Source organism: Roseibium limicola, assembly GCF_017313085.1.
Classification (GTDB): Bacteria; Pseudomonadota; Alphaproteobacteria; order Rhizobiales; family Stappiaceae; genus Roseibium; species Roseibium limicola.
Window position 1 is genome coordinate 630,404 of record NZ_JAFLNF010000002.1, and the last position, 25,989, is coordinate 656,392.

General features: G+C 57.9%; 27 protein-coding genes and 4 tRNA genes. 7 read left to right on the plus strand and 24 right to left on the minus strand.

Annotated features, from left to right (window positions below; translation table 11 throughout):
- Nucleotides 1-223: 223 nt before the first annotated feature.
- The 10 genes from rplL to J0X15_RS06440 all read right to left on the minus strand — a co-directional run bounded on the left by rplL (nucleotide 224) and on the right by J0X15_RS06440 (nucleotide 5,483).
- Nucleotides 224-598: a 50S ribosomal protein L7/L12 gene (gene rplL / locus J0X15_RS06395; RefSeq protein ID WP_206939023.1), complete on the minus strand. Its 375-nt coding sequence runs from the start codon at nucleotides 596-598 to the stop codon at nucleotides 224-226.
- Nucleotides 599-659: 61 nt separating this feature from the next.
- Nucleotides 660-1,178 (minus strand): 50S ribosomal protein L10, encoded by a 519-nt coding sequence (rplJ, locus tag J0X15_RS06400; RefSeq protein ID WP_206939024.1) that lies wholly within the window; start codon nucleotides 1,176-1,178, stop codon nucleotides 660-662.
- 349 nt (nucleotides 1,179-1,527) lie between these two features.
- The gene (gene rplA / locus J0X15_RS06405; protein WP_206939026.1) at nucleotides 1,528-2,226 is read right to left on the minus strand and encodes a 50S ribosomal protein L1; all 699 of its coding nucleotides are present in this window, start codon (nucleotides 2,224-2,226) and stop codon (nucleotides 1,528-1,530) included.
- A gap of 4 nt (nucleotides 2,227-2,230) precedes the next feature.
- A complete protein-coding gene (gene rplK, locus J0X15_RS06410; protein ID WP_206939028.1) occupies nucleotides 2,231-2,659 on the minus strand; it encodes a 50S ribosomal protein L11 in 429 nt (142 codons plus the stop codon).
- 196 nt (nucleotides 2,660-2,855) lie between these two features.
- Nucleotides 2,856-3,386 carry a transcription termination/antitermination protein NusG gene (gene nusG / locus J0X15_RS06415; RefSeq protein ID WP_206939030.1) on the minus strand — a complete coding sequence of 177 codons (531 nt, stop codon included), beginning with the start codon at nucleotides 3,384-3,386 and terminating at the stop codon, nucleotides 2,856-2,858.
- A gap of 58 nt (nucleotides 3,387-3,444) precedes the next feature.
- A complete protein-coding gene (secE, locus tag J0X15_RS06420; protein WP_206939032.1) occupies nucleotides 3,445-3,642 on the minus strand; it encodes a preprotein translocase subunit SecE in 198 nt (65 codons plus the stop codon).
- 103 nt (nucleotides 3,643-3,745) lie between these two features.
- A tRNA-Trp gene (locus tag J0X15_RS06425) sits at nucleotides 3,746-3,821 on the minus strand.
- Nucleotides 3,822-3,943: 122 nt separating this feature from the next.
- Complete coding sequence (tuf, locus tag J0X15_RS06430) at nucleotides 3,944-5,134, minus strand: elongation factor Tu (protein ID WP_206939012.1); 1,191 nt, start codon at nucleotides 5,132-5,134, stop codon at nucleotides 3,944-3,946.
- Nucleotides 5,135-5,303: 169 nt separating this feature from the next.
- Nucleotides 5,304-5,377, minus strand: a tRNA-Gly gene (locus tag J0X15_RS06435).
- Nucleotides 5,378-5,398: 21 nt separating this feature from the next.
- Nucleotides 5,399-5,483 (minus strand) — tRNA-Tyr (locus tag J0X15_RS06440).
- Between the two features lie 491 nt (nucleotides 5,484-5,974).
- Here J0X15_RS06440 and J0X15_RS06445 point away from each other — a divergent pair.
- Complete coding sequence (locus J0X15_RS06445; RefSeq protein WP_206939034.1) at nucleotides 5,975-6,781, plus strand: TrmH family RNA methyltransferase; 807 nt, start codon at nucleotides 5,975-5,977, stop codon at nucleotides 6,779-6,781.
- Nucleotides 6,782-6,791: 10 nt separating this feature from the next.
- Here the strand turns inward: J0X15_RS06445 and J0X15_RS06450 are convergent, their stop codons facing one another.
- Nucleotides 6,792-7,145 (minus strand): bleomycin resistance protein, encoded by a 354-nt coding sequence (locus J0X15_RS06450; RefSeq protein ID WP_206939036.1) that lies wholly within the window; start codon nucleotides 7,143-7,145, stop codon nucleotides 6,792-6,794.
- A gap of 70 nt (nucleotides 7,146-7,215) precedes the next feature.
- Nucleotides 7,216-7,524: an antibiotic biosynthesis monooxygenase family protein gene (locus J0X15_RS06455; protein ID WP_206939038.1), complete on the minus strand. Its 309-nt coding sequence runs from the start codon at nucleotides 7,522-7,524 to the stop codon at nucleotides 7,216-7,218.
- Between the two features lie 377 nt (nucleotides 7,525-7,901).
- Between J0X15_RS06455 and J0X15_RS06460 the strand changes: the two genes are divergently transcribed.
- Nucleotides 7,902-7,977 (plus strand) — tRNA-Thr (locus tag J0X15_RS06460).
- A 476-nt stretch (nucleotides 7,978-8,453) separates the two neighbouring features.
- On the opposite strand, the gene J0X15_RS06465 is transcribed toward J0X15_RS06460, so the two are convergent.
- The 5 genes from J0X15_RS06465 to J0X15_RS06485 all read right to left on the minus strand — a co-directional run bounded on the left by J0X15_RS06465 (nucleotide 8,454) and on the right by J0X15_RS06485 (nucleotide 14,034).
- Nucleotides 8,454-10,025, minus strand: a complete 1,572-nt coding sequence (locus J0X15_RS06465) for a GmrSD restriction endonuclease domain-containing protein (RefSeq protein WP_206939040.1) — start codon at nucleotides 10,023-10,025, stop codon at nucleotides 8,454-8,456.
- 347 nt (nucleotides 10,026-10,372) lie between these two features.
- Entirely contained in the window at nucleotides 10,373-11,203 is an 831-nt protein-coding gene (locus J0X15_RS06470; protein WP_206939042.1) for a metal ABC transporter permease, read from the minus strand.
- Nucleotides 11,203-12,087 carry a metal ABC transporter permease gene (locus J0X15_RS06475; protein WP_206939043.1) on the minus strand — a complete coding sequence of 295 codons (885 nt, stop codon included), beginning with the start codon at nucleotides 12,085-12,087 and terminating at the stop codon, nucleotides 11,203-11,205. Before J0X15_RS06475 ends, J0X15_RS06470 begins: the two co-directional genes overlap by 1 nt.
- Nucleotides 12,084-13,013, minus strand: a complete 930-nt coding sequence (locus J0X15_RS06480; protein ID WP_206939046.1) for a manganese/iron ABC transporter ATP-binding protein — start codon at nucleotides 13,011-13,013, stop codon at nucleotides 12,084-12,086. The genes J0X15_RS06475 and J0X15_RS06480 overlap by 4 nt, the downstream gene beginning before the upstream one ends.
- A gap of 85 nt (nucleotides 13,014-13,098) precedes the next feature.
- Nucleotides 13,099-14,034 carry a metal ABC transporter substrate-binding protein gene (locus J0X15_RS06485; protein ID WP_408015325.1) on the minus strand — a complete coding sequence of 312 codons (936 nt, stop codon included), beginning with the start codon at nucleotides 14,032-14,034 and terminating at the stop codon, nucleotides 13,099-13,101.
- A gap of 296 nt (nucleotides 14,035-14,330) precedes the next feature.
- Between J0X15_RS06485 and J0X15_RS06490 the strand changes: the two genes are divergently transcribed.
- From J0X15_RS06490 to J0X15_RS06500, 3 genes are all read left to right on the plus strand, one after another.
- Entirely contained in the window at nucleotides 14,331-15,392 is a 1,062-nt protein-coding gene (locus tag J0X15_RS06490) for a trypsin-like serine peptidase (protein ID WP_206939048.1), read from the plus strand.
- A gap of 133 nt (nucleotides 15,393-15,525) precedes the next feature.
- Complete coding sequence (locus tag J0X15_RS06495) at nucleotides 15,526-16,326, plus strand: NAD kinase (protein ID WP_206939050.1); 801 nt, start codon at nucleotides 15,526-15,528, stop codon at nucleotides 16,324-16,326.
- A gap of 160 nt (nucleotides 16,327-16,486) precedes the next feature.
- A complete protein-coding gene (locus tag J0X15_RS06500) occupies nucleotides 16,487-17,014 on the plus strand; it encodes an Hpt domain-containing protein (RefSeq protein ID WP_206939053.1) in 528 nt (175 codons plus the stop codon).
- A gap of 87 nt (nucleotides 17,015-17,101) precedes the next feature.
- Here J0X15_RS06500 and J0X15_RS06505 read toward each other — a convergent pair whose 3' ends face one another.
- The 4 genes from J0X15_RS06505 to J0X15_RS06520 all read right to left on the minus strand — a co-directional run bounded on the left by J0X15_RS06505 (nucleotide 17,102) and on the right by J0X15_RS06520 (nucleotide 20,905).
- The gene (locus J0X15_RS06505) at nucleotides 17,102-18,268 is read right to left on the minus strand and encodes a DUF2336 domain-containing protein (protein ID WP_206939054.1); all 1,167 of its coding nucleotides are present in this window, start codon (nucleotides 18,266-18,268) and stop codon (nucleotides 17,102-17,104) included.
- A 147-nt stretch (nucleotides 18,269-18,415) separates the two neighbouring features.
- Nucleotides 18,416-19,471: a lytic transglycosylase domain-containing protein gene (locus tag J0X15_RS06510; RefSeq protein WP_206939055.1), complete on the minus strand. Its 1,056-nt coding sequence runs from the start codon at nucleotides 19,469-19,471 to the stop codon at nucleotides 18,416-18,418.
- 228 nt (nucleotides 19,472-19,699) lie between these two features.
- A complete protein-coding gene (locus J0X15_RS06515) occupies nucleotides 19,700-20,302 on the minus strand; it encodes a flavin reductase family protein (RefSeq protein WP_206939056.1) in 603 nt (200 codons plus the stop codon).
- A 9-nt stretch (nucleotides 20,303-20,311) separates the two neighbouring features.
- Nucleotides 20,312-20,905 carry a nitroreductase family protein gene (locus J0X15_RS06520; protein ID WP_209015112.1) on the minus strand — a complete coding sequence of 198 codons (594 nt, stop codon included), beginning with the start codon at nucleotides 20,903-20,905 and terminating at the stop codon, nucleotides 20,312-20,314.
- 179 nt (nucleotides 20,906-21,084) lie between these two features.
- Here J0X15_RS06520 and J0X15_RS06525 point away from each other — a divergent pair, with 179 nt between their 5' ends.
- Nucleotides 21,085-22,260 (plus strand): hypothetical protein, encoded by a 1,176-nt coding sequence (locus tag J0X15_RS06525; protein ID WP_206939057.1) that lies wholly within the window; start codon nucleotides 21,085-21,087, stop codon nucleotides 22,258-22,260.
- 66 nt (nucleotides 22,261-22,326) lie between these two features.
- Here J0X15_RS06525 and J0X15_RS06530 read toward each other — a convergent pair whose 3' ends face one another.
- From J0X15_RS06530 to folE, 3 genes are all read right to left on the minus strand, one after another.
- Complete coding sequence (locus J0X15_RS06530; RefSeq protein ID WP_206939058.1) at nucleotides 22,327-23,154, minus strand: lysophospholipid acyltransferase family protein; 828 nt, start codon at nucleotides 23,152-23,154, stop codon at nucleotides 22,327-22,329.
- Between the two features lie 822 nt (nucleotides 23,155-23,976).
- Nucleotides 23,977-24,432, minus strand: coding sequence for a phosphoribosyl-AMP cyclohydrolase (gene hisI, locus J0X15_RS06535; RefSeq protein WP_206939059.1), 456 nt, complete (start codon nucleotides 24,430-24,432; stop codon nucleotides 23,977-23,979).
- Between the two features lie 56 nt (nucleotides 24,433-24,488).
- Nucleotides 24,489-25,115 (minus strand): GTP cyclohydrolase I FolE, encoded by a 627-nt coding sequence (gene folE, locus J0X15_RS06540; protein WP_206939314.1) that lies wholly within the window; start codon nucleotides 25,113-25,115, stop codon nucleotides 24,489-24,491.
- A gap of 378 nt (nucleotides 25,116-25,493) precedes the next feature.
- Here folE and J0X15_RS06545 point away from each other — a divergent pair, with 378 nt between their 5' ends.
- On the plus strand, nucleotides 25,494-25,952 hold the full coding sequence (locus J0X15_RS06545; RefSeq protein ID WP_206939060.1) for an iron-sulfur cluster assembly scaffold protein: 459 nt from the start codon (nucleotides 25,494-25,496) through the stop codon (nucleotides 25,950-25,952).
- Nucleotides 25,953-25,989: the final 37 nt, after the last annotated feature.

The window sequence follows — 25,989 nt, forward strand, 5'->3', positions numbered from 1 at the left end:
GGCCACCGGCCCAGGCGCTTCGGAAAACCGTCCCCCTTGATCAACCCGCTTTCGGAAAGCGCAAGTCGATCGGACTTTGGGGTCTAGGTCACCATGTCTGCGCCTTACACAACGCAGGATGCCCTAGTGGGACGTATGCCCCGGAAACGGGAGAACCCGCCGGGGCAAAGTGCGACCCCGGAAAACCGGGGCCGCTTCAAAAGGGCTCGAAAGCCCCTTTCAATTACTTCAGCTCTACAGAAGCACCAGCTTCTTCGAGCTTCTTCTTCAGTTCTTCAGCTTCGTCCTTGGACACAGCTTCCTTGACCGGCTTAGGAGCGCCTTCTACGAGCTCCTTAGCTTCCTTGAGGCCCAGGCCAGTGATAGCGCGGACTTCCTTGATCACGTTGATCTTCTTCTCGCCTGCAGAAGTCAGGACAACGTCGAATTCGGTCTTTTCTTCAGCAGCAGCTTCACCAGCGCCACCAGCAGCAGCAGCAACAGCAACCGGAGCAGAAGCGGAAACGCCCCACTTTTCTTCCAGAAGCTTGGACAGTTCAGCTGCTTCCATGACGGTCAGAGCAGACAGTTCTTCAACGAGCTTATCGAGATCAGCCATTTTTCAGTACCTTAAAAGTTCGAACCAATATTGGTTACAGAGACAGTGTAGTTAGGTCGCCTTATGCGGCCTCGTCCTTCTTGGCGTACGCGCCGAAGACGCGGGCGAGCTGCCCGGCCGGTGCGTTGACAACCTGCGCAATACGCGATGCCGGAGTCTGAATCATGCCAACCAGCTTTGCACGCAGCTCGTCGAGCGACGGCATGGAAGCCAGAGACTTGACCCCTTCCGGGTTCAGGTTGGTGGTGCCCAGAGCACCGCCGAGGATTACGAGCTTGTCGTGTGCCTTGGCGAAATCAGCAATTGCCTTGGGGGCTGCGACCGGATCGTCCGAATAGGCGATCAGTGTCGGGCCAACAAACAGGTCACTGATGTGATCTAGGTCCGTGCCTTGAAGGGCAAGTTTCACAAGGCGGTTCTTTGCCACTTTGACAGTTCCGCCGGCATCACGAACAGACGCGCGAAGCGCAGTCATCTGTGCAACCGAAAGACCTGCATAGTGCGCAACCACTACGACGCTGGTGTTACCCAGCTCGTCGTTGAGTGTGGTCACGAACTCGTGCTTTTCCGCTCTTTCCACTTGCCTTCTCCATTTGGCGGCGTTGCCGCCGCCGGTTTGCCTTTGCCGCGGTGCGAAACGGTCCCGAACCGGGAACGCGCAACACTGCGACGCTCAGGGTCCTGTCCCCTCACCTCGCACCTGAAGACCAAGTACGCAGCAAGGCTTGGTTCGAACCGGATTTCCTCAAGAGAGGCGTTATCTGGTTCTCACCCATCTATGCAGGCCCAAATTGACTTAAACCGGTTACCCGGCACCTGCAGTCTCGGACAGGGAGCTCGGCGGTTTCCCGCCGAACCATCCCCACCGGTTGCCCGGCAGGGAATTCTTGAAATCGAGGAGGATCAGAATCGATCCCCGTCGTTAAATATTACTCAGCCGACAAACTGGCAAGGTCGACCTTGACGCCTGGGCCCATCGTCGAGCTCAAAGCCATGCGTGTCAGGTAGGTTCCCTTGGCGCCGGTTGGGCGAGCCTTGGAAACAGCATCGACCAAAGCCTTGATGTTTTCCTGCAGAGCTTCAGGGGCAAAGGAAACCTTGCCAACGCCTGCATGAATGATACCGGCCTTTTCAACGCGGAACTGAACAGCGCCGCCCTTGGCGTCGTTGACAGCAGATGCCACGTCCGGGGTCACTGTACCGACCTTCGGGTTCGGCATCATGCCGCGCGGGCCGAGAACCTTACCAAGACGACCGACAAGCGGCATCATGTCAGGCGTTGCAATGCAGCGATCGAAATCGATCTTGCCGGCCTGAACTTCAGCAACCAGCTCTTCTGCACCAACGATGTCTGCACCGGCTGCCTTGGCTTCGTCAGCCTTGTCACCACGTGCGAACACGGCAACACGAACACTCTTGCCAGTACCGTTCGGCAGAACGCAGACGCCACGAACCATCTGATCGGCATGACGCGGGTCAACACCAAGGTTCAGAGCCAGTTCAACGGTCTCATCGAACTTTGCAGTTCCACGAGCCTTGATCAGGGCGATTGCTTCGTTCAGGGCATAGGTCGCGTCACGATCGATGCCTTCGCGCGCTGCGCGGATACGCTTTCCAACTTTAGCCATGATCTTACTCCGTGACCTCGACGCCCATGGAACGGGCGGAACCTTCGACCATCAGCATTGCTGCTTCGATGTTGGTCGCGTTCAGATCCTTCATCTTGGCTTCGGCGATTTCACGAACCTGAGCCTTGCTGACGGATGCGATGGTGCCACGACCCGGGGTCTTGGAACCGGACTTGATCTTGGCTGCCTTCTTCAGGAAGAAGCTGACCGGAGCGGTCTTGACTTCAAACGTGAAGGACTTGTCAGAAAAGTAAGTGATCACAGTCGGGCACGGAGCGCCCTTCTCAACATCCTGGGTCTGCGCATTGAATGCCTTACAGAATTCCATGATGTTCAGACCGCGCTGACCGAGAGCGGGACCGATAGGGGGGGACGGCGTAGCCGAGCCTGCTGGTACCTGAAGCTTCAGGTAGCCTGTAATTTTCTTCGCCATGATAATCTCCAATTAAACGCTGCGTGTTTCGCAGCAGGGTCAGGAGTTGGTGGTCTGACCTTAACAAGCTCGTCCGGCGATGAACGGCTCAGTCTGCCACCGACTTCTCAACTCGCGCCGCCCATGCCCCTGACGGGCCATACGACGAAAACGCGAGAACGCCACCCATCCAGAGGACAGGCAGCGCATCATCTGATCAGGTCTTGTCGACCTGACCGAATTCCAATTCAACCGGCGTTGCCCGGCCGAAGATGGACACCGCCACCTTCAAGCGTGCACGCTCGTCATCGACTTCTTCCACAAGACCGGAGAAGGATGCGAACGGACCATCGGACACCCGGACCTGCTCGCCAACTTCAAAGCTGACGGACGGCTTCGGACGCTCGACGCCTTCCTGCACCTGGTGCAGAATGCGCATGGCTTCCTTTTCGGGAATAGCCGTCGGCTTTTGATCCTGACCCAGGAACCCGGTTACACGCGGGGTATCCTTGATCAGGTGAAACGCCTCATTGGTCATTTCCATCTTCACCAGCACATAGCCGGGGAAGAACTTGCGCTCTGCGTCAACCTTGCGGCCGCGGCGCACCTCAACAACCTTTTCCATCGGGACGAGGATTTCTTCGAACAGATCGGACAAGCCGTTCCGTTCAGCCTTCTCGCGAATGGTGTCGGCCACCTTCTTCTCGAAATTCGAATAGGCATGCACAATGTACCAGCGCTTGGCCATAACCCTCTAATCCGCTTCTTTTTGTTCTAGTCGACCTGCTCGAAAGGAAACCAGGCGATTACCCGCCAAGCCCGAGGAGCAGCCCAATCCCCCAGCCCAGCACCTGATCGGCGAGCAGGAAGAAAATGGAGGCAATGACAACCATGACGAAAACCATCACGGTGGTGATTGCCGTTTCACGGCGGGTAGGCCAAGTGACTTTCGACACTTCGGAACGTACCTGCTGCGCAAACGTAAAGGGATTGGGTTTTGCCATTCCAAGTCCGGTCTGTTAAACACGAGTGGGCGCGCAGAAAGCTCCGCGCGCCTCACCCAAGGAACTTCTTTAAGCTCTCGGGAGCCAATGATCAAGAGCAAAATGGCAGGGGCAGCAGGGTTCGAACCCGCGACCTACGGTTTTGGAGACCGTCGCTCTACCAACTGAGCTATACCCCTTCAAAGGGAACCGGCGAACCGGTTCTACTCTTGAGCCCTCCCCCTCCCCGGAATAACCGGACTTTCAGGGGCAGGAGTGATCGCCGGACATGTGGCCCGGCGATCGAATTTACGAAGCCCGATCAGGCGATGATGGAAGCGACGACGCCGGCACCGACGGTGCGGCCACCTTCGCGAATAGCGAAGCGCAGGCCATCTTCCATAGCGATCGGCACGATCAGTTCCACTTCGACCGACACGTTGTCGCCCGGCATCACCATCTCAGTACCTTCAGGCAGAGACACCACACCGGTCACATCCGTTGTACGGAAGTAGAACTGCGGGCGGTAGTTGGTGAAGAACGGAGTATGACGGCCGCCTTCTTCCTTGGTGAGGATATAAGCCTCAGCCTTGAACTTCGTGTGCGGGGTAACTGAACCCGGCTTGCAAAGAACCTGACCACGCTCAACGTCTTCACGGGCAACGCCGCGAATAAGAGCGCCGATGTTGTCGCCCGCCTGGCCGCTGTCGAGCAGCTTGCGGAACATTTCAACACCCGTAACTGTTGTCTTGGTGGTGTCCTTGATGCCGATGATTTCGACTTCTTCACCAACCTTGACGATCCCGCGCTCAACGCGGCCCGTAACAACCGTACCACGACCGGAGATCGAGAACACGTCCTCGATTGGCATCAGGAACGGCATGTCAACCGGACGATCAGGCGTCGGGATGTAAGCATCAACTTCGTTCATCAGCTGACGGATCGCGTCACGGCCGATGGCCGCATCGCGGTTTTCAACCGCAGCAAGAGCAGAGCCCTTGACGATCGGAATGTCGTCGCCCGGATACTCATAGGAGGACAGAAGTTCGCGAACTTCCATTTCCACCAGCTCGAGAAGCTCTTCGTCGTCTACCTGGTCGACCTTGTTCAGGAACACCACCAGAGCCGGAACGCCAACCTGGCGAGCAAGCAGGATGTGTTCGCGGGTCTGCGGCATCGGGCCGTCAGCTGCGGAACACACCAGGATCGCGCCATCCATCTGGGCAGCACCGGTGATCATGTTCTTGACGTAATCGGCGTGACCCGGGCAGTCAACGTGCGCATAGTGACGCGCTTCGGTTTCATATTCCACGTGAGCCGTGGAAATCGTGATGCCGCGAGCACGCTCTTCAGGAGCGCCGTCAATGTCAGCATAAGCTTTTGCCGTAGCGCCACCGGTTTCGGCAAGCGTCATGGTGATTGCAGCTGTCAGAGTCGTCTTGCCGTGGTCAACGTGGCCAATCGTGCCAATGTTGACGTGCGGCTTGTTACGCTCAAATTTTTCCTTGGCCATCGCGTCGCTCTCTATCCAATACGCGGTTCAGTCGATAAAGGCTCGAGGTGGGACACTTTCCGGCACTTGGAAAAGATCCAAGAGCAACGAATTGCTTCCCGTATAAACTGTTCGAGACTTGAAAGGATGGATTTTTGCTTCCAGCCCAACACTTCGATCAGCCCCATGGTGGAGCGGGTGAAGGGAATCGAACCCTCGTCGTCAGCTTGGAAGGCTGCTGCTCTACCATTGAGCTACACCCGCGCAACAACACAAGAAAGACGATGGTGGAGGAGGTTGGATTCGAACCAACGTAGGCATAGCCAGCGGATTTACAGTCCGCCCCCTTTAGCCACTCGGGCACTCCTCCATCTCGTCCTACCTCACGCCGAAGCGGTCAGGATGGCTTACCGAAGAGCTCGTCCGTTAAGGGCGAGCAATCCCGTTGCGGCGTGTTATGCAGATGGCGACTGTCGGTGTCAACGCCGATTTTCACGCAAGCTGTCAAAAAGTTTGCATAACCGGTTTGAAACCCGCACTCACCGCTGTTTTTTCATTCAGAGACGCCCTGGAAAAATCGCATTTCTTCGCTGATTTCCGCCACTTAAGCCACATTCAGGTCACTTCTTCACATACCCGACCTGACCGCTTGTGGACAAATTTCACAGGGGCTTTTCGCTCGCGCTTGCATGCTTTTCATAAATGTTATTCAGCCCAAAGACCTGAATCACACACCCCTACCGCCAGCGTTTTGGCGTCCGGCCTTCACTCGGCCACAGGGCAGTAGCAGCCTCAAGCAGAGGCGCGCCCGTCGGTTCTTTTCAATTGCACCGGCTGGCGCTGGGGATTATTGGAAGGGCCATGACCGACAAGCCGACAAGATCCAGCGGGCGCCCAGGCGCGCGCAAGAACAAATCCTTCGTCAAACCAGGCCCGCGCCGCCCCGGCGTGCAGCCCGAAGGACCTGTTCTCCTATATGGGCTTCACACTGTGGAAGCCGCCTTTGGCAACCAGGCCCGCACGCGCATCAAGCTTTATGCGTCGGAAAATGCCGTCAACCGCCTGCAAGAGCGCAACGTGAAGATCGACGTCCCCGTCGAGATGAAGTCGCCGCGCGAGCTGGACCGCATGGTCAGCAAGGACGCCGTGCACCAGGGCATGATCCTGGAAGCCGAGCCCCTGCCCGCCTATGGCGCGGAAGAGCTGTCCGGCGCCCGGCTGGTTCTGGCGCTCGACCAGGTCACCGATCCGCACAACGTCGGCGCCATCATGCGCTCCGCCGTTGCCCTCGGTGCGGACGCCATCGTGACAACCGAGCGCCACGCCCCCGAAGAAGGCTCCGTGCTGGCCAAATCCGCCAGCGGCGCCCTCGACATGATCAAGCATGTGCGGGTGAAGAACATGTCGCGCTTTGTCGACGAGATGAACGACCAGGGCTTTACCTGCATCGCCCTGGACAGCGACGGCCCGGCCTCGCTGGAAGACACTGACTTTGGCGACAAGACGGTTCTGATGCTCGGCGCCGAAGGCAAGGGCGTGCGCCAGGGCGTGCGCAACGCCTGCGGAAACCTGGCCCGCCTCGACATGCCTGGCGAAATCCGCTCGCTCAACGTGTCGAACGCCGCCGTTCTGTCTCTCTATATAGCGCGCCAGAAACTCGGTCTGTAAGTCAGCCGGATCACGGAATACGCGCAAAGATCAAAAGATTGCCGTGCGGATCATGAAGGTGGAATTCCTTCATGTTCCACGGCCTGACGGCAAAGTCGCTCAACCGCGGCACTTGCTTGTTGTGAAATTCTTCAAACAGCGCGTCGATGCCACCGCCACGAATATAGCAGCTGCTGTTTTCGCAAAACTCCGCCCGGTCGGTCAGCCAGAAGTGCAGCTCCATGGTCTCGCGCCGCAGGATCACCCGCGTCGGGCTTTCATAGATCACCCTGAACGCCAGAACATCCCGGTAGAAATCCCGTGTCACGGCCAGGTCCAGAGATGGCAGGACCGGAATGCACTCCACTGCGTTTTCGTCACTCATCTGCTGCGCTCCTCTTATCAAGAAAAGACCGCGCGATTAAATCACGCGCGATCTTCTCAAAAACTGACAATCAAAGAACCGAGTCAAACCCTTCGAACTGCGGATGACCCGCATACATGCCCTTGTTGTTGCCGGCGTTCTTATGCGCGTTGCGGAACTGCTCGGACTTGGTCCAGGCAACAAAGTCTTCCTTGTTGGCCCACACGGTGTGAGAGGCATAGAGCACGGTTTCGCCGTCTTCGGCTTCCGGCCCCTTCAGCAGGTTGAAGCTCTTGAACCCGGCCATTTCGTTCAGCTGGGAATCCCGGCTTCTCCAGACGGTTTCAAAATCGGCCTCATGGCCCTTGTTGACGCGAAAACGGTTCATGGCGACAAACATGGTGTCCCCTCCTTGTTGAATGGTGGCATCTCCCGGCATGGCAGTGCCGCTGAAGACAGGCACCCGACCCGACGCAACGCAACGTGGATTTTCCCGAGATCGGGACGCGCCCGGCGTCGCCCGCCGGATCAGATGAATGTTGAATTCAATATTCAACTATTTAGACAGGTGCAAGTGCGAAGTTCGGCGCCCGCGGCCATTCAATGCCCCCTTGAAAATTTCAGCCTCCCACCAGAAAAGCTTCATGTTTTCCACAAGGTGGCAGCAAAAACGGGCGTCCAAATCGGCTTTCGCTGGATAACCCGAAAATTCTTCAAAAAATTTTGCATTTAGGGCTGGCATCCCCGAAACAATCTGCTAGAAGCCTTCCCAGCAGCGCCGGTATAGCTCAGCTGGTAGAGCACCTGATTTGTAATCAGGGGGTCACGGGTTCGAATCCTGTTGCCGGCACCACTGCTCCTTGGCAGTGGTGCTTTTCGCGAAAAGCCCGTTCGATCAAGATCGAACACACGCGCTGCATTTTTTCCGAATTTTTGATCTGCTTTTAGTGCGCCGTCCACATTGCTCGTGGGCATGTTGTAGCGCGTCCAATACCATTCAACCTGGCAACCTTCACTCCATAGATCTAACCTCTGGGTGTTGCCATTTGTCCTTGCCGGCGCTGCGATAGTCCACCGGCGACTGACCATAGACGCGTTGGAATTCCCGGTAGAAATTTGACCGCCTGACCGCTCGGCCACACGCGCGACGCTCTCCTCGCCGTTGACCAGAAGGTCTGCCGCATAGGCGAGCCGAAACCCGTTGACGTGTTGCTACTGGCCGGCACCCGCTACGACGCATTGACCCTGAAGCGCTTCTGCGACCTCAACCTGGAGGAGCCGGCCTGCACGATCTTGGCCGATTGGAAAATTGCCCGCACACCCCAAAGACTAATCAGCACCAGAATCCCCTTTAATTGCAGTATTGCAATAAGGGTGAACTAACTGCGCATTCTGAATACTTCCAGCACCACCATGCGAAACTGGATGGATATGGTCATATGAAACTGATTTGATAACGTGCAAATACCCTTTGCAAATCGAGCAGCGCGGAGCACTAACTATGGCCGCCTGAAGGTAGGCAGCAGACTTTACGTCGTTGGTAAAACCCTTCGGGGCGTCAATGATCTGCAAATTGCCGGCAGCACCTTCGAGACCCAGAGCCAGCAGAATCTCGTTATCCGAGACTTCTTTTTCTTCCCGATACACTTCAACGAGGTACCTAAATAATTTCGCAACGCGATCAACCCGCTGAGCACTATTTACGTTTGCTAAGCCTTGATTGATCAACGACTTTCTTTCGAGAAAGGTTTTTTCTAATTTTTCTCTCGAAGATGTAAATTTCTTGAACCAATCTTTGTCATTGTTTCTAAGCGCATCGGCAATAACCCTGATGATACCGAGGAAAAGAAAGCGGCTGTGCTTCCCTCTCTCAGTGTAGAAATAAACCGCAGGATGCAGGCCTAAGCTTCCAGGAGCATTTCCTGAAACACGATTAGCCACCCTAAGGCTTCTCTTCAATAAGCTAATCGTCTCCGAGCCGTCTGGATCTTCAGACACCATCTGTAATTGTTTTCTGGTGTCTGGATTACCATCTACAAGTGCAAAAAGGTCGATTAGCGATTTCAACGCATCTACAGGGGAGCTAGCTCCACCTACAGGAAGATCGAGCGTTTTAATGGGCTCATCGACAAAGGGCTGGAAGTATATTTCGTTCTGCCTAGAAGATAGATATTCTATTTCTTTCTGGACTTCTATTTCAAATTTAGACCAATATTTATGACCGGTTCCAGACCGCACTATAGATCGAGCAGCGATTGCGTAAGATTTTTGCCGATTTTTGAGCAATAGTTCTTCCGTCTTATCTAAAACCGTACCTTGTGAATTAATTTTGAAAAAAGAAGTTTCAGCTACTTCCTGATTGCCTTGGACCCACTGAACATGCAGAGAACGAGAAAAAATTATTGAGTGAATTCGAGCTTTTTCTGCATTAGATTCCAAATCAGCCTCGGTAAGAGCAAGATAGTCGGCGTATCGGCCAACCTCTTTCTCGACGGCCTTTCGCGTTTTATCCGCTATTTTTCTCTGTTCTTCTTGAACGCTTTGAGAAAAGAAAGAATTGGAAAACGATCCCGCTCCGTAGTCGTTTTCTACCCAAGCCTTAAGCGCACTGAGTCTATGCGCCCCATCGATTACAAATACAAAAGATTCTGACTTCCATAGTATTAGTGCAGGGATTAGTTCACCGGAAACAAAGCTTCTAATTAGATTCACAACTTGACTTGTCGTCCAATGATTGGTTTCACGCTGAAAATCCGGTTTTCTAAGAAATTTTGCAGTAGGGCTCGCTCCTGTTATTTCTGAGAGCTTAAGTGTGTTCCCAAGCTCAACCGAAATGGATTCTGACTGTAGAGCAAAGTCCGCCCGCCTAATCATGGCATCCAGCACTACACGGTTCGCCATTCTATCTCCCAATTTTGCTCTGGTGCCCAATTCAGTCCACGGTAAAGTAAACGTCAGTTTCAATGCTTATCTGAAAGTTCAACATGATTTCGCCGACCTACAATCGAGAGCCGGGCGACATACAGAATTGTAGTGCCTAGCCCGCAAATTAGTCAAAGTTGCAATCCACCACCAAAAAAATTTGTTTTCCTTTTCCGAATTCAATCTTTTTCTTAGTTACCCTGCGCCAGCAAGAATCCAACAGCCATCAGAGCGCCGGCTGCACATTCAAACTTCACAGCAAATAAAAGCCCGGGACAGCGGTGGGTTTGGCGTGGGGCTCGCTGGTCCACCTCCTCCCAAAAAACTCAGATCTCGCCGGAAACAGACCGGGTCTGAAAAAGCTTCCAGGCGAAGGTTGCCAAGAACAGGGCGGTCATCAGCAGGATGGCCGTTGGCGCCGGGGCGCTGTCGAGGAAGAAGCTGAGGTAGATCCCGCCAGTCAGGGACAGCACGGTGACACCGACTGCGACCATCATCATCTGCGCAAAGCGCCGGGTGATGAGAAAGGCGATGGCGCCGGGCCCGATCAGCAGACCGACGGCGAGGATCAGACCAACCGCCTTCAGCGTGCCGACGATGGTCAGCGACAGCACGCACAGCAGCCCGTAGTGCAGCCATTTGACCCGCAGGCCGATGGCCTTGGCCTGCGCCGGATCAAAGGCGTGCAGCAGCAGATCCTTCCAGAACACCAGCAGCAGCCCGGTAACCACCAGCGAGATCAGCCCGGCGGTCAACAGATCGGCCGAGCCGACGCCGAGCATGTTGCCGAACAGGATGTGGTCGAGGTGAACGTTGGAGGTGATTTTGGTGTAGAGCACCAGGCCAAAGCCGAACATGCCCGAAAACACCACCCCCATCACCGTGTCCTGCTTCACCCGGCTGTTTTCCTTTAGGTAACCGGTGAGCAGCGCGCAGGTCATGCCGGCGCCAAACGCCCCGATCAACAGCGGAATGTTGAGGATATAGGCCAGCACCACCCCGGGCAGCACCGCATGGCTGATGGCATCGCCCATCAGCGACCAGCCCTTCAACACCAGAAAGCACGACAGCATGGCCGTCGGCGGTGCCAGCAGCAGCGCCACCAGAAAGGCGTTCTGCATGAAGGGAAACTGGAAGGGAAACAGCAGCTCCTGCATCACATGCCCTCCGAAAGGCTGGCAGCGTCTGCCGGTTCCTGCAAGGCCCGCGCCGCGCGGCGTTTCGCGGCCAGCAGCCCATGCTTGGGCGCGACCACAAACACCACCAGAAAGATCAGCGTTTGCAGGCTGATGATCAGCCCGCCGGTGGCGCCGTCGACGAAATACGACAGGTAAGCCCCGAGGAAGCTGGTGGCCGCGCCGATGAAGACGCTGACCATCAAGAGGCGCGGAAACCGGTCGCACAGCAGATAGGCGGTGGCGCCCGGCGTCACCACCATGGCGATGACCAGAAACGCCCCGACAGTCTGCAGCGCCGCGACACAACAGGCCGACAGCAGCACGAAGAACAGGAATTTCAGGCGACCGGGGTTGAGACCGATGGAGCGGGCGTGGTTCTCGTCAAAGAACGCCACCATCAGGTCCTTCCACTTCAGCAGCAGCACGATCAGCGACACGGTGCCGATGATCACCAGCTGCAGCGTGTCCTCCGGCGTGATCGCCAGAATGTTGCCGAGAATGATCGTCTGCACATCCACCTGAACCGGCGAAACGGAGACCATGAACAGGCCGAGACCGAAGAAGCCGGTGAAGATCAACCCGATCACCGCATCTTCCTTCAGGCCGGTGCGCTGGTTGAGAAACAGCATGGAGGCCGCCGCCAGACCACCGGACAGAAAGGCGCCAAGCGCAAACGGCAGCCCCAGCATATAGGCCCCGGCCACACCGGGCACGATGGAATGGCTGAGCGCATCACCGATCAGCGACCAACCCTTCAGCATCAGATAGGCGGAGAGAAAGGCACAGACGCCGCCGACCAGCGCGCTGACGAAAATGGCGTTGGTCATGTAGCCATAGGAGAAAGGAACCAGCAGCTCGCTCATGCCTGCCCCTTTTCCGCAAGGGTCTCATCGGCATCAGTTGGCAGCTCAGGCGGCGGCGGATTGGCGGTGCGCGCCTGCTCGTCGTACATGACAAACGGCCGCTCATCGTCGGTGATGATGGTCACCGAGCGGGCGTCATCATCGTCGTGAAGATCCGCCCCGCCCAGCACGAAGTGCCGCAGCACACCGCCGAAGGCTTTTTCCAGATTGGCGCGCGTGAAGATCTCCGAGGTCGGCCCGAAAGCCAGAACCGTGCCTTTGACCAGTATCGTCTGGTCACAGAACTCCGGCACAGATCCGAGGTTGTGGGTGGAGACCAGCATCACCTTGCCCTCGTCGCGCAACTCGCGCAGCAGGGTGACAATGGCTTCCTCGGTCTGAACGTCGACGCCGGTAAACGGCTCGTCCAGCAGGATCACCTCGCCTTCCTGCGCCAGGGCCCGGGCCAGAAACACCCGCTTGCGTTGCCCGCCGGACAGCTCACCGATCTGCCGCTTGGCATAATCCAGCATGTTGACCCGCGACAGCGCCGCATGGACGGCAGCCTTGTCCTTGGCCGAGGGAATCCGCAAGAAACCCATGTGACCATAGCGGCCCATCATCACCACGTCTTCCACCAGCACCGGAAAGCTCCAGTCGACCTCCTCGGCCTGGGGTACATAAGCAACGATGCCCGCCTTCAGCGCCTTGGAAACGCTCAAGCCCAGTATCGAGATTTCACCGCCGGTCAGCGGCAGAAACCCCATCAGGGATTTGAAAAGAGTGGATTTGCCCGCGCCATTGACCCCGACGAGCGCGGCAATCGCCCCCTTCGGCACGGCAAAGGAGGCATGGCGCAGGGCCGTTACGCCGTTGCGATAGGAAACCGTTACGTCTCGTGCCCAGACCCCGGCCGAGCTGCAATCAACATCAGAAAGTTGCGTCAAAATTCGCGTCCTTCGAGGGCCTGCCGGCGCCTCATCATGTGAGGGACGCCGGCCCTCTCCGGCCAGCGCCAAAGAAGACTCAAGATCAGTCGGTGCCGGTCAGGCCATGGACCACTGTTTTGGTGGTCACCGTCAAAAGGTCCAGATAGGTCGGCACCGGACCGTCCGGGCCTGACAGCGAATCCACGTAAAGCTCGCCGCCGTAATTCGCCCCGGTTTCGCGGGCCACCTGCTTGGCCGGATCCGTGTTCACCGTGCTTTCGCAAAAGACCGCCGGGATCTTGTTGTCACGAACAGCGTCGATGACCTTGCGCACTTGCTGCGGTGTGCCGGTCTGATCCGCATTGATCGGCCACAGATACAGTTCCTTCAGGTCCAGATCTCGTGCCAGATAGGAAAAGGCTCCTTCGCAGGAGACCAGCCAACGCTGCTCCTCGGGCACCTGCCTTACCAATTCGGTCAAAGGCTGGAGGGCATCCGAAATCCGTTGCTTGTAGGCAACGGCATTGGCCTCATAGGTCGCGGCATTGTCCGGATCATATTGGACCAGCGCCGCCGTGATATTATCGACGTAGATCTGTGCGCTGGTGGGCGACATCCAGGCATGCGGGTTTGGTTTGCCTTCATAGCTCCCCTCTCCGATCGGGATCGGCGTCACACCGTCCGACAGCACAACAGAGGGAATATCGCCAATGTTCGACAGAAACTGCTCGAACCACAGCTCCAGGCTCATGCCGTTCCAGACAACCAGGTCTGCATCATGGGCGCGGATCAGATCGCGCGGGGTCGGCTCATAGCGGTGGATCTCCGCTCCGGGCTTGGTGATGCTTTCAACCTCGGCGGCATCGCCGGCGACTTCGCGCACCATATCGGCGATCACCGTGAAGGTTGTCACCACCTTCAGCTTGTCTGCGGCCGCAGCCGGCAGCATCAACACAGGTGAAAGCAGCGCCGTTGCGGAGACGGCAAGCACCATCCCCGGCACAGCCGCTTTACGGATCATCGAACGAATACGGGACATGATACGCCTACTCACCTTTAAAATATTCTCTACAATTGATAATGCGAATGATTTGCAACAAGTCAATGCTCAATTTGCCTGAATATCAAGATGCGGTGCCAAAGGCCGCTGCAGATCAAGCCTTACTCCGAGCGCGAAACCCTCGACAGTTCTACGGAGGAAGCAGTAAAAATCGCCAAAACAGGCCACTTTCTCGCAGAAAACACACCTGTCGATTCAACCTGAGTTAACGCCACGCACCTACCTTGGTCCTCCACTCCCGCATGAGCACGTCCGGGCGAAAGAAGGTAAGAAACATGGCTCCTACTCCTCGCCCCACCACAGTCTGGGGCTGCCTCGGCCTTGCAACTGCACTGGTCTGCACCGCAGGCGCATCCCCTGCTGTTGCCAATGCAGCCAGAGACCGGGAGTTCCCGCAAAGGTTCGATGTGAGCCAGCGGCAGAACGGAGCCAACCTCATTGGCAAGGATCTTTTCAACCCTGCCTGGCCGATCCGCCAACTCTCCGGCCAGCCCGCTCCGGGCCCAACCGCCCCTGCCACCACACAGCTTGCCCAGGATCTGCCTGGCATGGCGACAAGCTTCAGTGCCAAAGGCGCGGTGATCATCGACAGCGAAGTGCATCCCTGGCCCTCGATTGGCCGGGTCAATCGCTCAGGCTACAGCTCTACCTCCATGTGCACGGGCACTCTGATCCGCCCCGATGTCGTGCTGACCGCGGCTCACTGCCTGTTCGACCGCGTCACCGGCCGGGCCTTCACCCCCGATGACGTGGTGTTCCTCGCCGGCGTCCGGCGGGAAGCATATTCGGAAAGCCTCCCGGCGAAATGCTTCAAGGTCGATCCGGATTATGATCCGACGATCACCCCGCAACTGCAAACTCTCTACAATGACGTCGCCTTGATCATCCTGGCCGATCGCTCGGATCTGCCGCTGGTCCAACAGGTCACCGCAGCTTCGGCGCAAGAGCCGCCTGTCGGCGAACAGCTGGTTTCCGTCGGCTATCACCGCGACCGCAGGTTTCTGCCGACCGCCGACCCTTCCTGCAAGGTCATTGGTGCCGTCGAGGGCAGCTGGGTTACCGATTGCCTGACAAAGCAGGGCGCCTCTGGCGGCCCGGTCTTTCTGCGCAAGGGCGACGATCTGCAGATCACCGCGATCATGTCGGCGAAGGCTGGCGACCAAGCCTCTGTCGTCGTGCCGCGTTACCGTTGGGAACCCTTGCTTCAACACGCCACCTGCGATGGCGCCTCCTCCGCTGCAAGCTCGGCTCTTCCGGGCACCCTGGCCCCCCAGCCGCTGTCCTCTACGGCAGCCAATCCAGACCCGACGTTCGAACTCCGCCCTGCACTTGACTGACACCTGACCAAATTACCCTTGGCCAATTGGGGGGTGCTGCTGTTAAGTACTTGTCGTTGCTATCTGCTTGTATCGTTTGATCGGTTCAAGACTGAGCCATAGCATCCGACAAAAAGGGACAGATGACAGACCCATGAGCGATCTGGAAACGCCTGCACGCCGTGCGGAGACGACCCAAAAGCTCGCCTTCGTGGCAAGCGATACGGCAGAAGCCAATGAGGCCCTGACAGAACTGACGGACCTCTACGGCAATGCCGCCATGCAGGATGCCGACGTGATCGTCGCCCTGGGTGGCGATGGCCTGATGCTGCAGACGCTTCATGCCTATTTGGGATCAGGCACACCGATCTACGGCATGAACCGCGGCTCCGTCGGTTTCCTGATGAACGAATACCGCGCCGAAGGTCTGCGCGAGCGCCTGACCACAGCGGAGATCACCCCCATCCACCCGCTGGTGATGGAAGTCGTGGATCACACCGGCCACGTCCATCATGCCAAAGCCATCAATGAAGTCTCGCTGCTGCGCCAGACGTCCCAGGCTGCTCGCCTGAAGATCTCCGTCGACGGGCGCGTGCGGCTGGACGAACTTGTCTGTGACGGCTGCCTCGTGGCGACCCCTGCCGGCAGCACCGCTTATAATCTCTCCGCCCATGGCCCAATCCTGCCGCTTCATGCGCCGCTGCTGGCCCTGACGCCGATCAGTGCTTTCCGGCCTCGCCGTTGGCGTGGCGCCCTCCTCCCCAACCGGGTGAAGGTCGACATCGAGGTTCTCGAACCGCGCAAGCGCCCGGTCAGTGCCTCTGCCGATCATGCCGAAATCCGCGATGTCGCCAGGCTGTCTCTCTATGAGGAAGGTAGCATCGACGGTCTGGTCATGTTTGATTCCGACCATGGATGGGACGAACGCATTCTGACCGAGATGTTCCGCTATTAGTATTTCATGATCGACAGGCGCCACCTCCACCAGATGGAAAGCGCCCTGTCAGTGTGAACGAAGTGTTAACGAGCACGGCGCATAGTACAAACAGTGGCAATGGCAGTTTTAGCATGGATGCCAAAGCCCCTCTTCCCACCTTCCAAGGGATTTCCGGACGATGACCACCTCTGACAGCGACCTCAGCGATGCGGAGTTCATCACACCTCCAGACGAATGGCGGAAAAAGGTTCGTGTCATGGGCAAACGGGAAGCTGCGAAATTCGATCCGGTCAAGGCCGCTGAACAAGCAATCGCCCGCCTGGCTCAAAATTTTCCGAGCTGGATGGAGGCGGAAGCCAAGACCCTGGCCGCATCTCATGAAATCGTTCTGCGCGAAGGTTTGACCCAGGAAACTCTCGATCCGCTCTACCAGTCGACCCATAACATCAAGGGACAGGCCCTGACGCTTGGGTTCCCGCTGGTTGGCGCCGTTGCCGGAAATCTCTGCCGTCTGATCGAGACGATTCCTTCAGTCGACGAAATTCCGTTGCCGCTTTTGAGCAAGCACGTCGAATCGATCCGCGCCATGGTCAGCGAGAACGCTCGGGACGAGGCCAATGAAACCGGGGCCACATTGCTGGCCACACTGCGCACCGTCACCGACGAGGTCCTTGCCAACTATCCCTCGCTGGATGAGCAAGGTTGAGGCAGAAAACCCGCAACAAATGAAACAGGCCGGGACTGCAACAGCCCGGCCTTTTGCTTGTCTAAACCCACCCGCGTGAGAAGAAAATCAGGCGGCTGACGCCTGCCCGATCTGAGCTTGCATGGTTTTCTTCAAATAGGCCCGCGCTTCAAGCCGCGAGACATCCAGCGCAAAACCGCGCAGGAAGCTCAAAATATCACCGTTTTCGCCCAGTGCTTCGTCCTGTAATTCGGCCAACAGGATTTCCGTCAGATTTCGGGCTTCCGTCAGCCCAAGGTCACGGGTGAAATCCGCCCGTTCCGACCGCAGCACGGCAACAGCCAACTGAAATGTCTGATGCGAGCGCACAGGCAGGCCAGCCTTGCGCAACAAGGCCTGCATCGCCGCCCCGCGAACGCCCGAGAGGACCTGCGAAACCCGGCCGACCGGGACCTTCGAAAGCGCCGACATGGCCTGCGCAAAGAACCTCAGCCGCCCGCAACACACCGCCCTTAACAACAGCCGGGTGGTCAGACGTCCGCTCTGGCGCAGATGGTCAATCAACAGGGTCAGGTCAGACGAGGACACCATTTCCACCGATTGCAACACAATACGGTCGGAGGTTTCCTCGACCACCCCGTCGGGAAGATCCTCCGGACGGGTCAATGTCTCGCCAAAGCATCCGGTCATCGTTTCCAGCATCTGCCGCATCAACAGATCGTAGCGGTGAGCCAGCGTGATGTCGGATCTGTCCAGCAGCAGATGACGCACGCCGTGGTCATGGCCGAACCGCTCAACCAGCCGCCGCAATGTGCGCGGCACGAAATGCGCACCCCGATTTCCCAAAAGACACTCGCACGCCTCCGCAGAGGCAATCTCTGCAATCGCAGCAGCCAGAGCGGCTGACACCTGCGGGCGCGATGCAACGGCACACTGACGGCGCTCGCCTTCATCACCAAGTACAACGATCAGATCGCCATCCCCCAGAAGCGGCGAATTCTGCAGCATCTCGACGGCAACATCATCCTCTCCCTGCAGCAACCCGAAGAGAACCGCCCGAGGTGTGGAATCGCTATGGGCGAACTCCGCGCACAGGGCCCGACGCACAGCCGAACAGCGATCATCCACCAGCAGAATCAACGCTGAGCGCGCCGCATCCCGATCCCTTTCATTCAGATCGGATTCGATCCAGGCACGCGCCAGTGCCGACGCGGCCTGAACGCGAGAAAGGTCATCGGCAGTTTGAAGCCAGGTCAGGAGGTGCGGAATAAGCATGGCGACGCAAATAGGTTCCCTTGTTCTTGAAAACAAAGGTCGCATCAAACCCTTAACGATCAGTTCACCATAAAAATGACGAGCACTTTTGAGCAGTTCCCACACTCAGACAGCCCTGACGTGTCAGCCCAAATCGCCAGCCTGAAGTCAGACTGGCGGCAACAAGTCTTTCTTGTCCTTGCCGGACGCGTAGCTGAGGAACTTGGTCAGATCCAGTGGCCCCTGCTGGTAAAGCTCTTGCACGGCGGCGGTAGAAGCCACCTGGGAGTTCGCCGCGAATTCCTGCGCAGCCACCTTCGACGCAGACGCGCTGAGGCGGGTAAAGAGCGGCGCTTCCTCAGAAGCCGAATAGGCCGAGGCGAAGCTATGACCAAGCTGGCTTGTCGATGTGCTGACCGAATTGCGGAACAGGGCCTCGAACGGATTGCTGCTCTGCGCCGCCTGGAAAGCCGAAATCACCCGCTGGGTGGTTTCATCCTGTGAAGCACCACCGCCCGTCTCAGTGCCGGACGCCATGCGTACAGGAACGAAAGCCGCAGCGGTTGTCGAGCCGGAATCATTGCCACTGGCAGCATCGGCAATCATCGTGACAGCGTCGTGCTTGGAGGTGATGGCCGCGTAGACCTCGGCGTTCGAGCGTGAAGAACCATCACGATTGTAGAAAATCGCCTTGTTGGCCCGCGCCTGTGTCGGAAAAAGCTGATCCGCAGCCTGAGTGCCATTTTCAGAGGCAGCATTGATCAGTCGGCTGGCACCGGTCGCCCCGAGAAAATGTGCCATGTAAAGCTCGCCTTCACTCGGCGAGCGGCCAAGCTTGGACGTCAGCGTTTCGGCGTTTTTCTGGGTCAGCGCCCCGGCCATCAGGGAGGATATTTCGGGATCCTTGCGCAGCGCCAGAATTTCCTGACGCGCTTGCGGATCATTCACCACATATTTGCCACGGCTGGTGCGGCTGATCTGGTCGGCATATTGCCCGAGCCCAAGTTCCGCACCCGATTCCTTCATCGTCTCGAGCCATGTGCCTTCGACAAATTGGAAGAGCCCGGTTGCACTTGAGGTCTTGGCCTTTGCAGTGGTGTCCATCGACGATTCACGCATCGCCGTTTTGACCAGGTAGTCAAAGGACGCCCCTGTGTCTGCACTTGCCGTTTGAAAAGCTTGCTCGATCCGAGACGCGATCGAGGCAGAGTCTGCGACGCGCATGTCCCTACTCCTCGATGGAACCATTACTGATTGGTTAATGTCGCGCCCAAATGGTTAACAAAATCTTAACAGAGGCTGCGCTACAGGCTTTTCGACAGATCGCTTTCAAAAATTCGGTCAAACTACGGAATTTTAACAAGGTTCAGAGCTGCAAGAGGAAGATTGACCTGGCCTGTCTCCCCCTTGCCAGTCAGCTGTGAATTGCAATTTGCAAGTCTGATTCCCGGTTCAGGAATTCGGTCGCGTCAGCTGGAAAACCTCTGCCACAGCCGCATAGTCCAGGTATCCCAGACGGGCCAGCGGATTGACCTTGGTCACGTCAAAACGCCCATCGACAATCGCCTCTTCAGCGATGTGGATGCCGACAACCTGCCCGAACACCACCCAGGAGTTGGTTTCAACGCCCTCAAGCGACACCATGCGCTGGGTCGACAGATGCCTGCACTCAAGCGCTGCATAGGCTCGGGCCACCCGCGGCACACCGACCACGCGTCCCTCCGCCATATCCAGACCAGCCCGTTCAAACTCCGATTCACCATGGGGCAATGGTGCGGAAGAGGCATTCATTTCCGCCGCCAGATCCTGACTGACAAAGTTGCAGACGAACTCGCCCGTCGCATCGATGTTGGTGACGCTGTCCTTGTAGCCAGTGGATGAGAACATCACCATCGGCGGCGTATCGCCAATCGCATTGAAGAACGAATAGGGCGCCAGATTGAAGCGTCCCTCCGCATCCTTGCTGGAGATCCAGCCAATGGGACGAGGCGACACAATCGCCTTGAAGGGATTGTGCGGCAGGCCATGATCGTTTGCAGAAGTCTCGTAAAACATATTGGGGGCTTACCCTTCTTTCCATTCACTGACGATATCATCGAGGTTCGGACGCGGGCGCTCGAACGGCGCCTGGGTCGGCGTGCCGATATAGACGAACCCGGCAAAGCGTTCGCCCTCTTGCGCGCCCAGGTAGGCCGCTGCGTCGTCGTCAAAGCAGACCCATTCGCTCAGCCACTGCGAGGCAAAACCGCAAGCTGCTGCCGCACTGACCAGGTTCATGCAGGACGCCCCGACAGAGAGCTCCTGCTCCCATACGGGGATCTTTGGATGCAGTGCGGCCTTCGATACGACGCCCACCACCACGGGTGCGCGCGTGAAGCGGGACAACTCGACCTCCCGCTGGGCCTCGGACCCGGCCGTGCCCTTGGCTTCGGCAATTTCCAGCAGCTTCTGGCCGATGACCTGACGCGCGTCACCGCGGTAGATGATGAAACGCCACGGCGCCAGCTTGCCATGATCAGGCACCCGCGCGGCCGCTGTCAGCATGTCGTTCAGATCAGCATCGCCGGGCCCCGGCTCGCACATGGTCACGCAAGGATGGGAACGCCGGGCAAGCAGAAAGTCGAGAACCGCCTGTCGGCGCGGAGCAAACTCGGACATGAAAAGTGACACCTCTTCTGGGGCATGGTCTGGAGTACGGAATCGGCCTAAAGGACTAATCCAATGCGGAGACTTGTCAACTTCGCCAGTTTGGTCTTGAATTCGCCGAATTTTCCGGCACACAAGACCTGACGAATTCGAATGCCGCTCCGGACGGCATCTTCACAGAACGAGTGCTGATGACCTGCCACTTCGTAAATTGGAAATCCCAGACGGCCCGGCACCAGCAGGGCATCAGGCACCAATGTGCGAGTGTCCATCTCTCCCCGGCCTTGCGGCCCGCTTCCCGTCTGATGACAACGCTCTCGCTCACCGCCGTGCTGCTGAGCGCACTCTCTCCCGCTCAGATGCAGGCGCAGGCCCAAACTCTGGCCGAAGCACAGCCCCAAACCCAGATGTTGGCCACACCACCTCTGCCAAGGGCCAAGCCAACGGCCGAGGCCCGCAGCGTTGCCATTGAAAACCCGATTGAGAACCTTCTCGATCGCCAGCCTAAGCCACTCTTTTCCAACACCTTGATCCCTTATGCCCCTGCTGTCAGGACATCGCCCGGCGGCCGGCTGGAAGTGGAGCAAGGCGCACTGTATCTGACGGCCAAACTGACGGAAGACAGCCCACCGCTTCCCAGTGGCGTGATCTGGCGGATCTACAGCGAGACCACCAACGCCGATGGGCGGCTGGAACTGGTCGCCTCGGCCGAGGGCGGCGATGCAGAGTTCCGGCTGGACCCCGGCGCCTATCTGATCCACACCGCCTATGGCTATGCGACACGCACCAACCGGATCGTCATCGGACGAGAAGCCAAGCCCAAGGAAGTCATTCTCAACGCTGGCGGCATGCAGCTCAGTGGCACAGCCGAGGATGAAGCCCCGCTGACCTCTGCCCCGCTCAGCTTCGACATCTACGGCTCCGACTTCAACGAGCGTGGCGAACGCAATGTGATTGCGGAAAACGTCCGCCCGGGTAAAATCATCCGTCTCGGCGCCGACACCTACCACGTGGTTTCCCACTATGGCGACATCAACGCCGTTGTGCGCGCAGACGTTCAGGTGCTGCCGGGCAAGTTGACAGAGGCCCGTGTCTATCACCTGGCCGCCGACATCACCCTGAAGCTCGTCAATGCTCCCGGTGGCGAGGCCATCGCCAACACATCCTGGTCCATCTTGAACACCGGTGGGGATGTGGTGGTAGAAGCCTCTGGTGCCTTCCCGGACTTCGTCCTGGCAGCTGGCGATTATGAAGTGATCGCCCGCAACAACGGTCAGATCTACCGCAGCGACTTCTCAGTCGAGTCCGGCAACAATCGGGAAGTCGAAGTCATCGCAGTCGGCGATCAGGCAGCTCTGGCGAACTGACGCCGCCTCCTCCGGAAACGCAGCTCTTCATTTCGACAGCCTGGAGAAGCCACCGCTAGATCGGTGCTACAGATGCGGGTCCTTGCCGGACAAGCGCATCACCTGCCCTTGCAGATAGTCCATGATTTCCTTCTGGTCCCGGAATCCAGCGAGCGTTTCGAACGGGATCGGCGTTCCGGCGCGCGTGGCAATCGCCGATCCAAGAATTCTTCTGAATTCACGCACCAGCAACGACAGTCGCAAGGTCAGGGAGAATCGCGACACAAGGTGAAACAACCACGAGTTCTGGCCTTCGAAATAGATCGGCAGAACAGTGGCCTTGGAGGAGCGGATCATTTTTGCGGTGAAGGTTTTCCACGGCAATTCCTCTGCCTTGCCAAACGGCTTGCGCGCGGTCGCAACACCACCACCGGGGAAGATCACCACGGTGCCGCCCTCACTCAGAAGCTTCAGGGCTTCCTTGCGGGTCTGCATGTTGGTCTTCACCGCGTCCTTGGTTTCCTCGAAGTCGACAGGCAGCGAGAACGGCCGCACTTCAGGCACCTTCAACAGCTCGGTGTTGATCAATATCTTGAAGGGGCGGCCGAGCTGCTCCGCCAAGGCAAGGATCGCAAGGCCATCGCCGATGCCATAAGGGTGATTGGCGATGATGACCAGCGGCCCTTCGGGCAGGTCCGCAGGCGGCCATTGCTCGGCCTCCAGCGACAGGTTGAGATTGATCAGGCTGAGAAGATCGCTCCAGATCGTCGGCGACGTTCCCACCGTCGACGTCTTCCACACCTCGTAGACATCAAGCAGCCTGCGGCGCCCCGACAGACCTTCAATGGTTCGGATGACCAGCCTCTTTACCAGGGGATGGTCCGGATTGGCGTAGCTGAACTCGGCCTGGTCCACGGCGATCTCACATTTTTGGAAAGCTTTTGGTACACTCTAAACCCAAGCGATACCTGCAACATCATTGCTGTTTCATGACAAAAACATTTTTACCGGCAGAAACCAATACTGCGAAGGCGTCCCTCCACTTGTCGTGAACAGTGTATTAGCCGGCACTGCAAATGACCGGCTCCCCAATCCCTCCCCCACCAGCGTCATCCTCGGCCTTGTGCCGAGGATCCAGTCTGCTTTGCCACCAATTGAGCCTCACCCAGCCGCGTCGCGCATTCTGGATCCTCGGGACGCGCCCGAGGATGACGGAGGCTTGTCGGGCAACCCATTCCCCACCCCCCGCCATCCCAACCAGCGTCATCCCATGGCGCGACCATGGGATCCATGCCGATACATTGCGACAGGCGACAGATCTCCTGAGAAGTAGCGAAACGGCATGGATTGCCGGATCAAGTCCAGCAATGACGGAAAGAATAGCAGGGATGCGGAGTGAGCCGCGACAGCAAGCGGCAGCCTCTCGCGTCTCTCTGGCCTCTGCCCGAGGGCGACGGAAGCCGGGCAGCACAACGCACTTACCACCCAACCAGCGTCATCCCATGGCGCGACCATGGGATCCATGCCGTGCCGCCCTCGAACTCGCACGGCTTCTGCTTGGGGTGATGTCACGGCATGGATTGCCGGATCAAGTCCGGCAATGACGGAGAGCTGTAGGGATACAGAGTGTGCCGCGACAGCAAGCGTCGAGTGTTCTGGATCCTCGGAACACGCCAGAGGATGATGGCGTTAGGTCGGTGGAAGCGCAGGACGCTGCATTGAGGGCCGCTCCGTTCCTCAGGACTTGCCGTAGACGTCCTTGGGATCATAGACCGGGGCCTGATCCGGGGCGGCCAGAACGACCTCACCGTCTTCGGTCTTTTCAATGCGGCGGTAGAAGCAGGAGTGGTAGCCGACGTGACAGGTGGCGCCGTTGCCTTCGACCTTGACCTTCAGCCAGATGGCGTCCTGATCGCAGTCGGTGCGGATCTCAACGATCTTTTGAACCTGGCCAGACGTGCCGCCTTTTTTCCAGTATTCCTGGCGCGAGCGGCTCCAGTACCAGGCTTCGCCGCTGTCGATGGTGCGCTTCAGCGCTTCGGCGTTCATATAGCCGACCATCAGCAGTTCGCCGCTGTCGGCCTCAGTCACCACGGCGGCAATCAAGCCGTTTTCGTCGAATTTCGGCTGCAGAACCCGGCCGCCTTCAAGTTCGGCCTTGCTACCGCGTTGTGAAAAAATGCTGTCGGTCACGGAAGATCCCCTTGGGCCGGATCCGGCGCGCCGGTCGGGCCAAAAGAGGCCGACCCTTAGCCGCGCACCAGAGACATGAACTTGGCCTGCTCGGCCGCATCGTTCTGAAATACGCCGGTGAACTGGGTGGTTATGGTGGAAACGCCCGGCTTCTGCACACCGCGCATCGTCATGCACTGGTGCTCGGCTTCCATCATCACCGCCAATCCGCGTGGCGCGAGATGATCGTCAATGGCGGATGCGACCTGTGCCGTCAAGTTTTCCTGCGTTTGCAAACGCTTGGAGAAAATATCGACGACACGCGCCAGTTTCGACAGGCCCACGACCCCATCTGAAGGGTAATAAGCGATGTGGGCCGTGCCGACGAAAGGCAGCATGTGATGTTCGCAATGGGAATGGAACGGGATGCCGCGCACCAGAACAATATCGGTGTAGCCGCCGACATCTTCAAACGTCCGGGTGAGATGTTCGGTCGGATCCTCGAAATAGCCGGAAAACAGCTCTTCATAAGCCTTGGCGACGCGCTTTGGCGTGTCCAACAGGCCTTCGCGATCCGGATCCTCGCCAGCCCAGGCGAGCAAGGTCTTGACGGCGGCTTCTGCTTCTTCGCGGCGGGGCCGCTTGAGTTCTGTGGCCTGCTTGCGCACTGGCGGATTTTTCCCGGTTTTCAATACGGCGTCCATGGTGAACCTCGTCGCCTTTTCCTGATCCATCTTGATGGTGCCTGATCGTTTCTGAAAGTCTGTTGATCGGCTCCGCGCCCCCCAGAGGTCTGTCATCAGCCGACCCTCGGAATTACGCAGTCACCCGGTGCCCGGATCATCGGAGTTAAGACTTTGTCTCTTGCGTGTTGCTGCGGAAATAGCCGGTTCCAGAGTTTGCCGCAAGGCACAGGTTTTTCACCAGAGTGCCGGATCAGGGATAAACGTTCCCTTCACGCAAAGCCGTGCTGCGGTTTATAACCCGGACCCGGGCTGTCAAAGCAGTGTCTCCCTGCTTATATAGGATGAAAAGGGGTCGTCCCAAGACCCGCGATCAAAAGCCAGTGAGACGCGCCTGCCATGCTCGATGATATCTACAACGCCAAGATCCTGGAATTTGCCGGGAATATTCCTCACCTCGGCCGGCTTGAAGCGCCCCAGGCCAGCGCCACGGCCATCTCCAAGCTGTGCGGATCCAAGGTGATCGTCGATCTGTCATTGGAGGATGGTCGGGTCAGTGCCTTCGCTCATGATGTGAAAGCCTGCGCCCTGGGACAGGCCTCGGCCTCGCTGATGGCCCGCCATGTGGTCGGTGCGACGGCCGATGAGCTGCGTGAGCTGAAGGCGACGATGTATGCCATGCTGAAGGACGATGGTCCGGCGCCGGAGGGCAAGTTCGAGGAGTTCAGGTTTCTCGCTCCGGTGAAAGACTACAAGGCGCGTCATGCGTCGACGCTTCTGGCTTTCGATGCTGTTGTTGATTGCCTCGACCAGATCGCTGCAAGAGCGGCTGAGCCTGCCGCATCCGTCCCGGGCTGACGTCGATGTGCGGGGCAGAGAACGATCCAGCGGGCGA

Excerpts from the sequence above, each read along its gene's own strand:
- folE (WP_206939314.1), bottom strand. The coding sequence starts at position 25,115 with ATGGACGCCGTATTGAAAACCGGGAAAAATCCGCCAGTGCGCAAGCAG.
- J0X15_RS06490 (WP_206939048.1), top strand. The coding sequence starts at position 14,331 with ATGGCTCCTACTCCTCGCCCCACCACAGTCTGGGGCTGCCTCGGCCTT.
- J0X15_RS06485 (WP_408015325.1), bottom strand. The coding sequence starts at position 14,034 with ATGTCCCGTATTCGTTCGATGATCCGTAAAGCGGCTGTGCCGGGGATG.
- J0X15_RS06510 (WP_206939055.1), bottom strand. The coding sequence starts at position 19,471 with ATGCGCGTCGCAGACTCTGCCTCGATCGCGTCTCGGATCGAGCAAGCT.
- J0X15_RS06455 (WP_206939038.1), bottom strand. The coding sequence starts at position 7,524 with ATGTTTGTCGCCATGAACCGTTTTCGCGTCAACAAGGGCCATGAGGCC.
- secE (WP_206939032.1), bottom strand. The coding sequence starts at position 3,642 with ATGGCAAAACCCAATCCCTTTACGTTTGCGCAGCAGGTACGTTCCGAA.
- rplK (WP_206939028.1), bottom strand. The coding sequence starts at position 2,659 with ATGGCGAAGAAAATTACAGGCTACCTGAAGCTTCAGGTACCAGCAGGC.
- tuf (WP_206939012.1), bottom strand. The coding sequence starts at position 5,134 with ATGGCCAAGGAAAAATTTGAGCGTAACAAGCCGCACGTCAACATTGGC.
- nusG (WP_206939030.1), bottom strand. The coding sequence starts at position 3,386 with ATGGCCAAGCGCTGGTACATTGTGCATGCCTATTCGAATTTCGAGAAG.
- J0X15_RS06470 (WP_206939042.1), bottom strand. The coding sequence starts at position 11,203 with ATGCAGGAGCTGCTGTTTCCCTTCCAGTTTCCCTTCATGCAGAACGCC.
- J0X15_RS06500 (WP_206939053.1), top strand. The coding sequence starts at position 16,487 with ATGACCACCTCTGACAGCGACCTCAGCGATGCGGAGTTCATCACACCT.
- rplA (WP_206939026.1), bottom strand. The coding sequence starts at position 2,226 with ATGGCTAAAGTTGGAAAGCGTATCCGCGCAGCGCGCGAAGGCATCGAT.
- J0X15_RS06505 (WP_206939054.1), bottom strand. The coding sequence starts at position 18,268 with ATGCTTATTCCGCACCTCCTGACCTGGCTTCAAACTGCCGATGACCTT.
- rplL (WP_206939023.1), bottom strand. The coding sequence starts at position 598 with ATGGCTGATCTCGATAAGCTCGTTGAAGAACTGTCTGCTCTGACCGTC.
- J0X15_RS06465 (WP_206939040.1), bottom strand. The coding sequence starts at position 10,025 with ATGGCGAACCGTGTAGTGCTGGATGCCATGATTAGGCGGGCGGACTTT.
- J0X15_RS06545 (WP_206939060.1), top strand. The coding sequence starts at position 25,494 with ATGCTCGATGATATCTACAACGCCAAGATCCTGGAATTTGCCGGGAAT.
- J0X15_RS06450 (WP_206939036.1), bottom strand. The coding sequence starts at position 7,145 with ATGAGTGACGAAAACGCAGTGGAGTGCATTCCGGTCCTGCCATCTCTG.
- J0X15_RS06525 (WP_206939057.1), top strand. The coding sequence starts at position 21,085 with ATGACCTGCCACTTCGTAAATTGGAAATCCCAGACGGCCCGGCACCAG.
- J0X15_RS06515 (WP_206939056.1), bottom strand. The coding sequence starts at position 20,302 with ATGTTTTACGAGACTTCTGCAAACGATCATGGCCTGCCGCACAATCCC.
- J0X15_RS06495 (WP_206939050.1), top strand. The coding sequence starts at position 15,526 with ATGAGCGATCTGGAAACGCCTGCACGCCGTGCGGAGACGACCCAAAAG.
- J0X15_RS06475 (WP_206939043.1), bottom strand. The coding sequence starts at position 12,087 with ATGAGCGAGCTGCTGGTTCCTTTCTCCTATGGCTACATGACCAACGCC.
- J0X15_RS06445 (WP_206939034.1), top strand. The coding sequence starts at position 5,975 with ATGACCGACAAGCCGACAAGATCCAGCGGGCGCCCAGGCGCGCGCAAG.
- J0X15_RS06520 (WP_209015112.1), bottom strand. The coding sequence starts at position 20,905 with ATGTCCGAGTTTGCTCCGCGCCGACAGGCGGTTCTCGACTTTCTGCTT.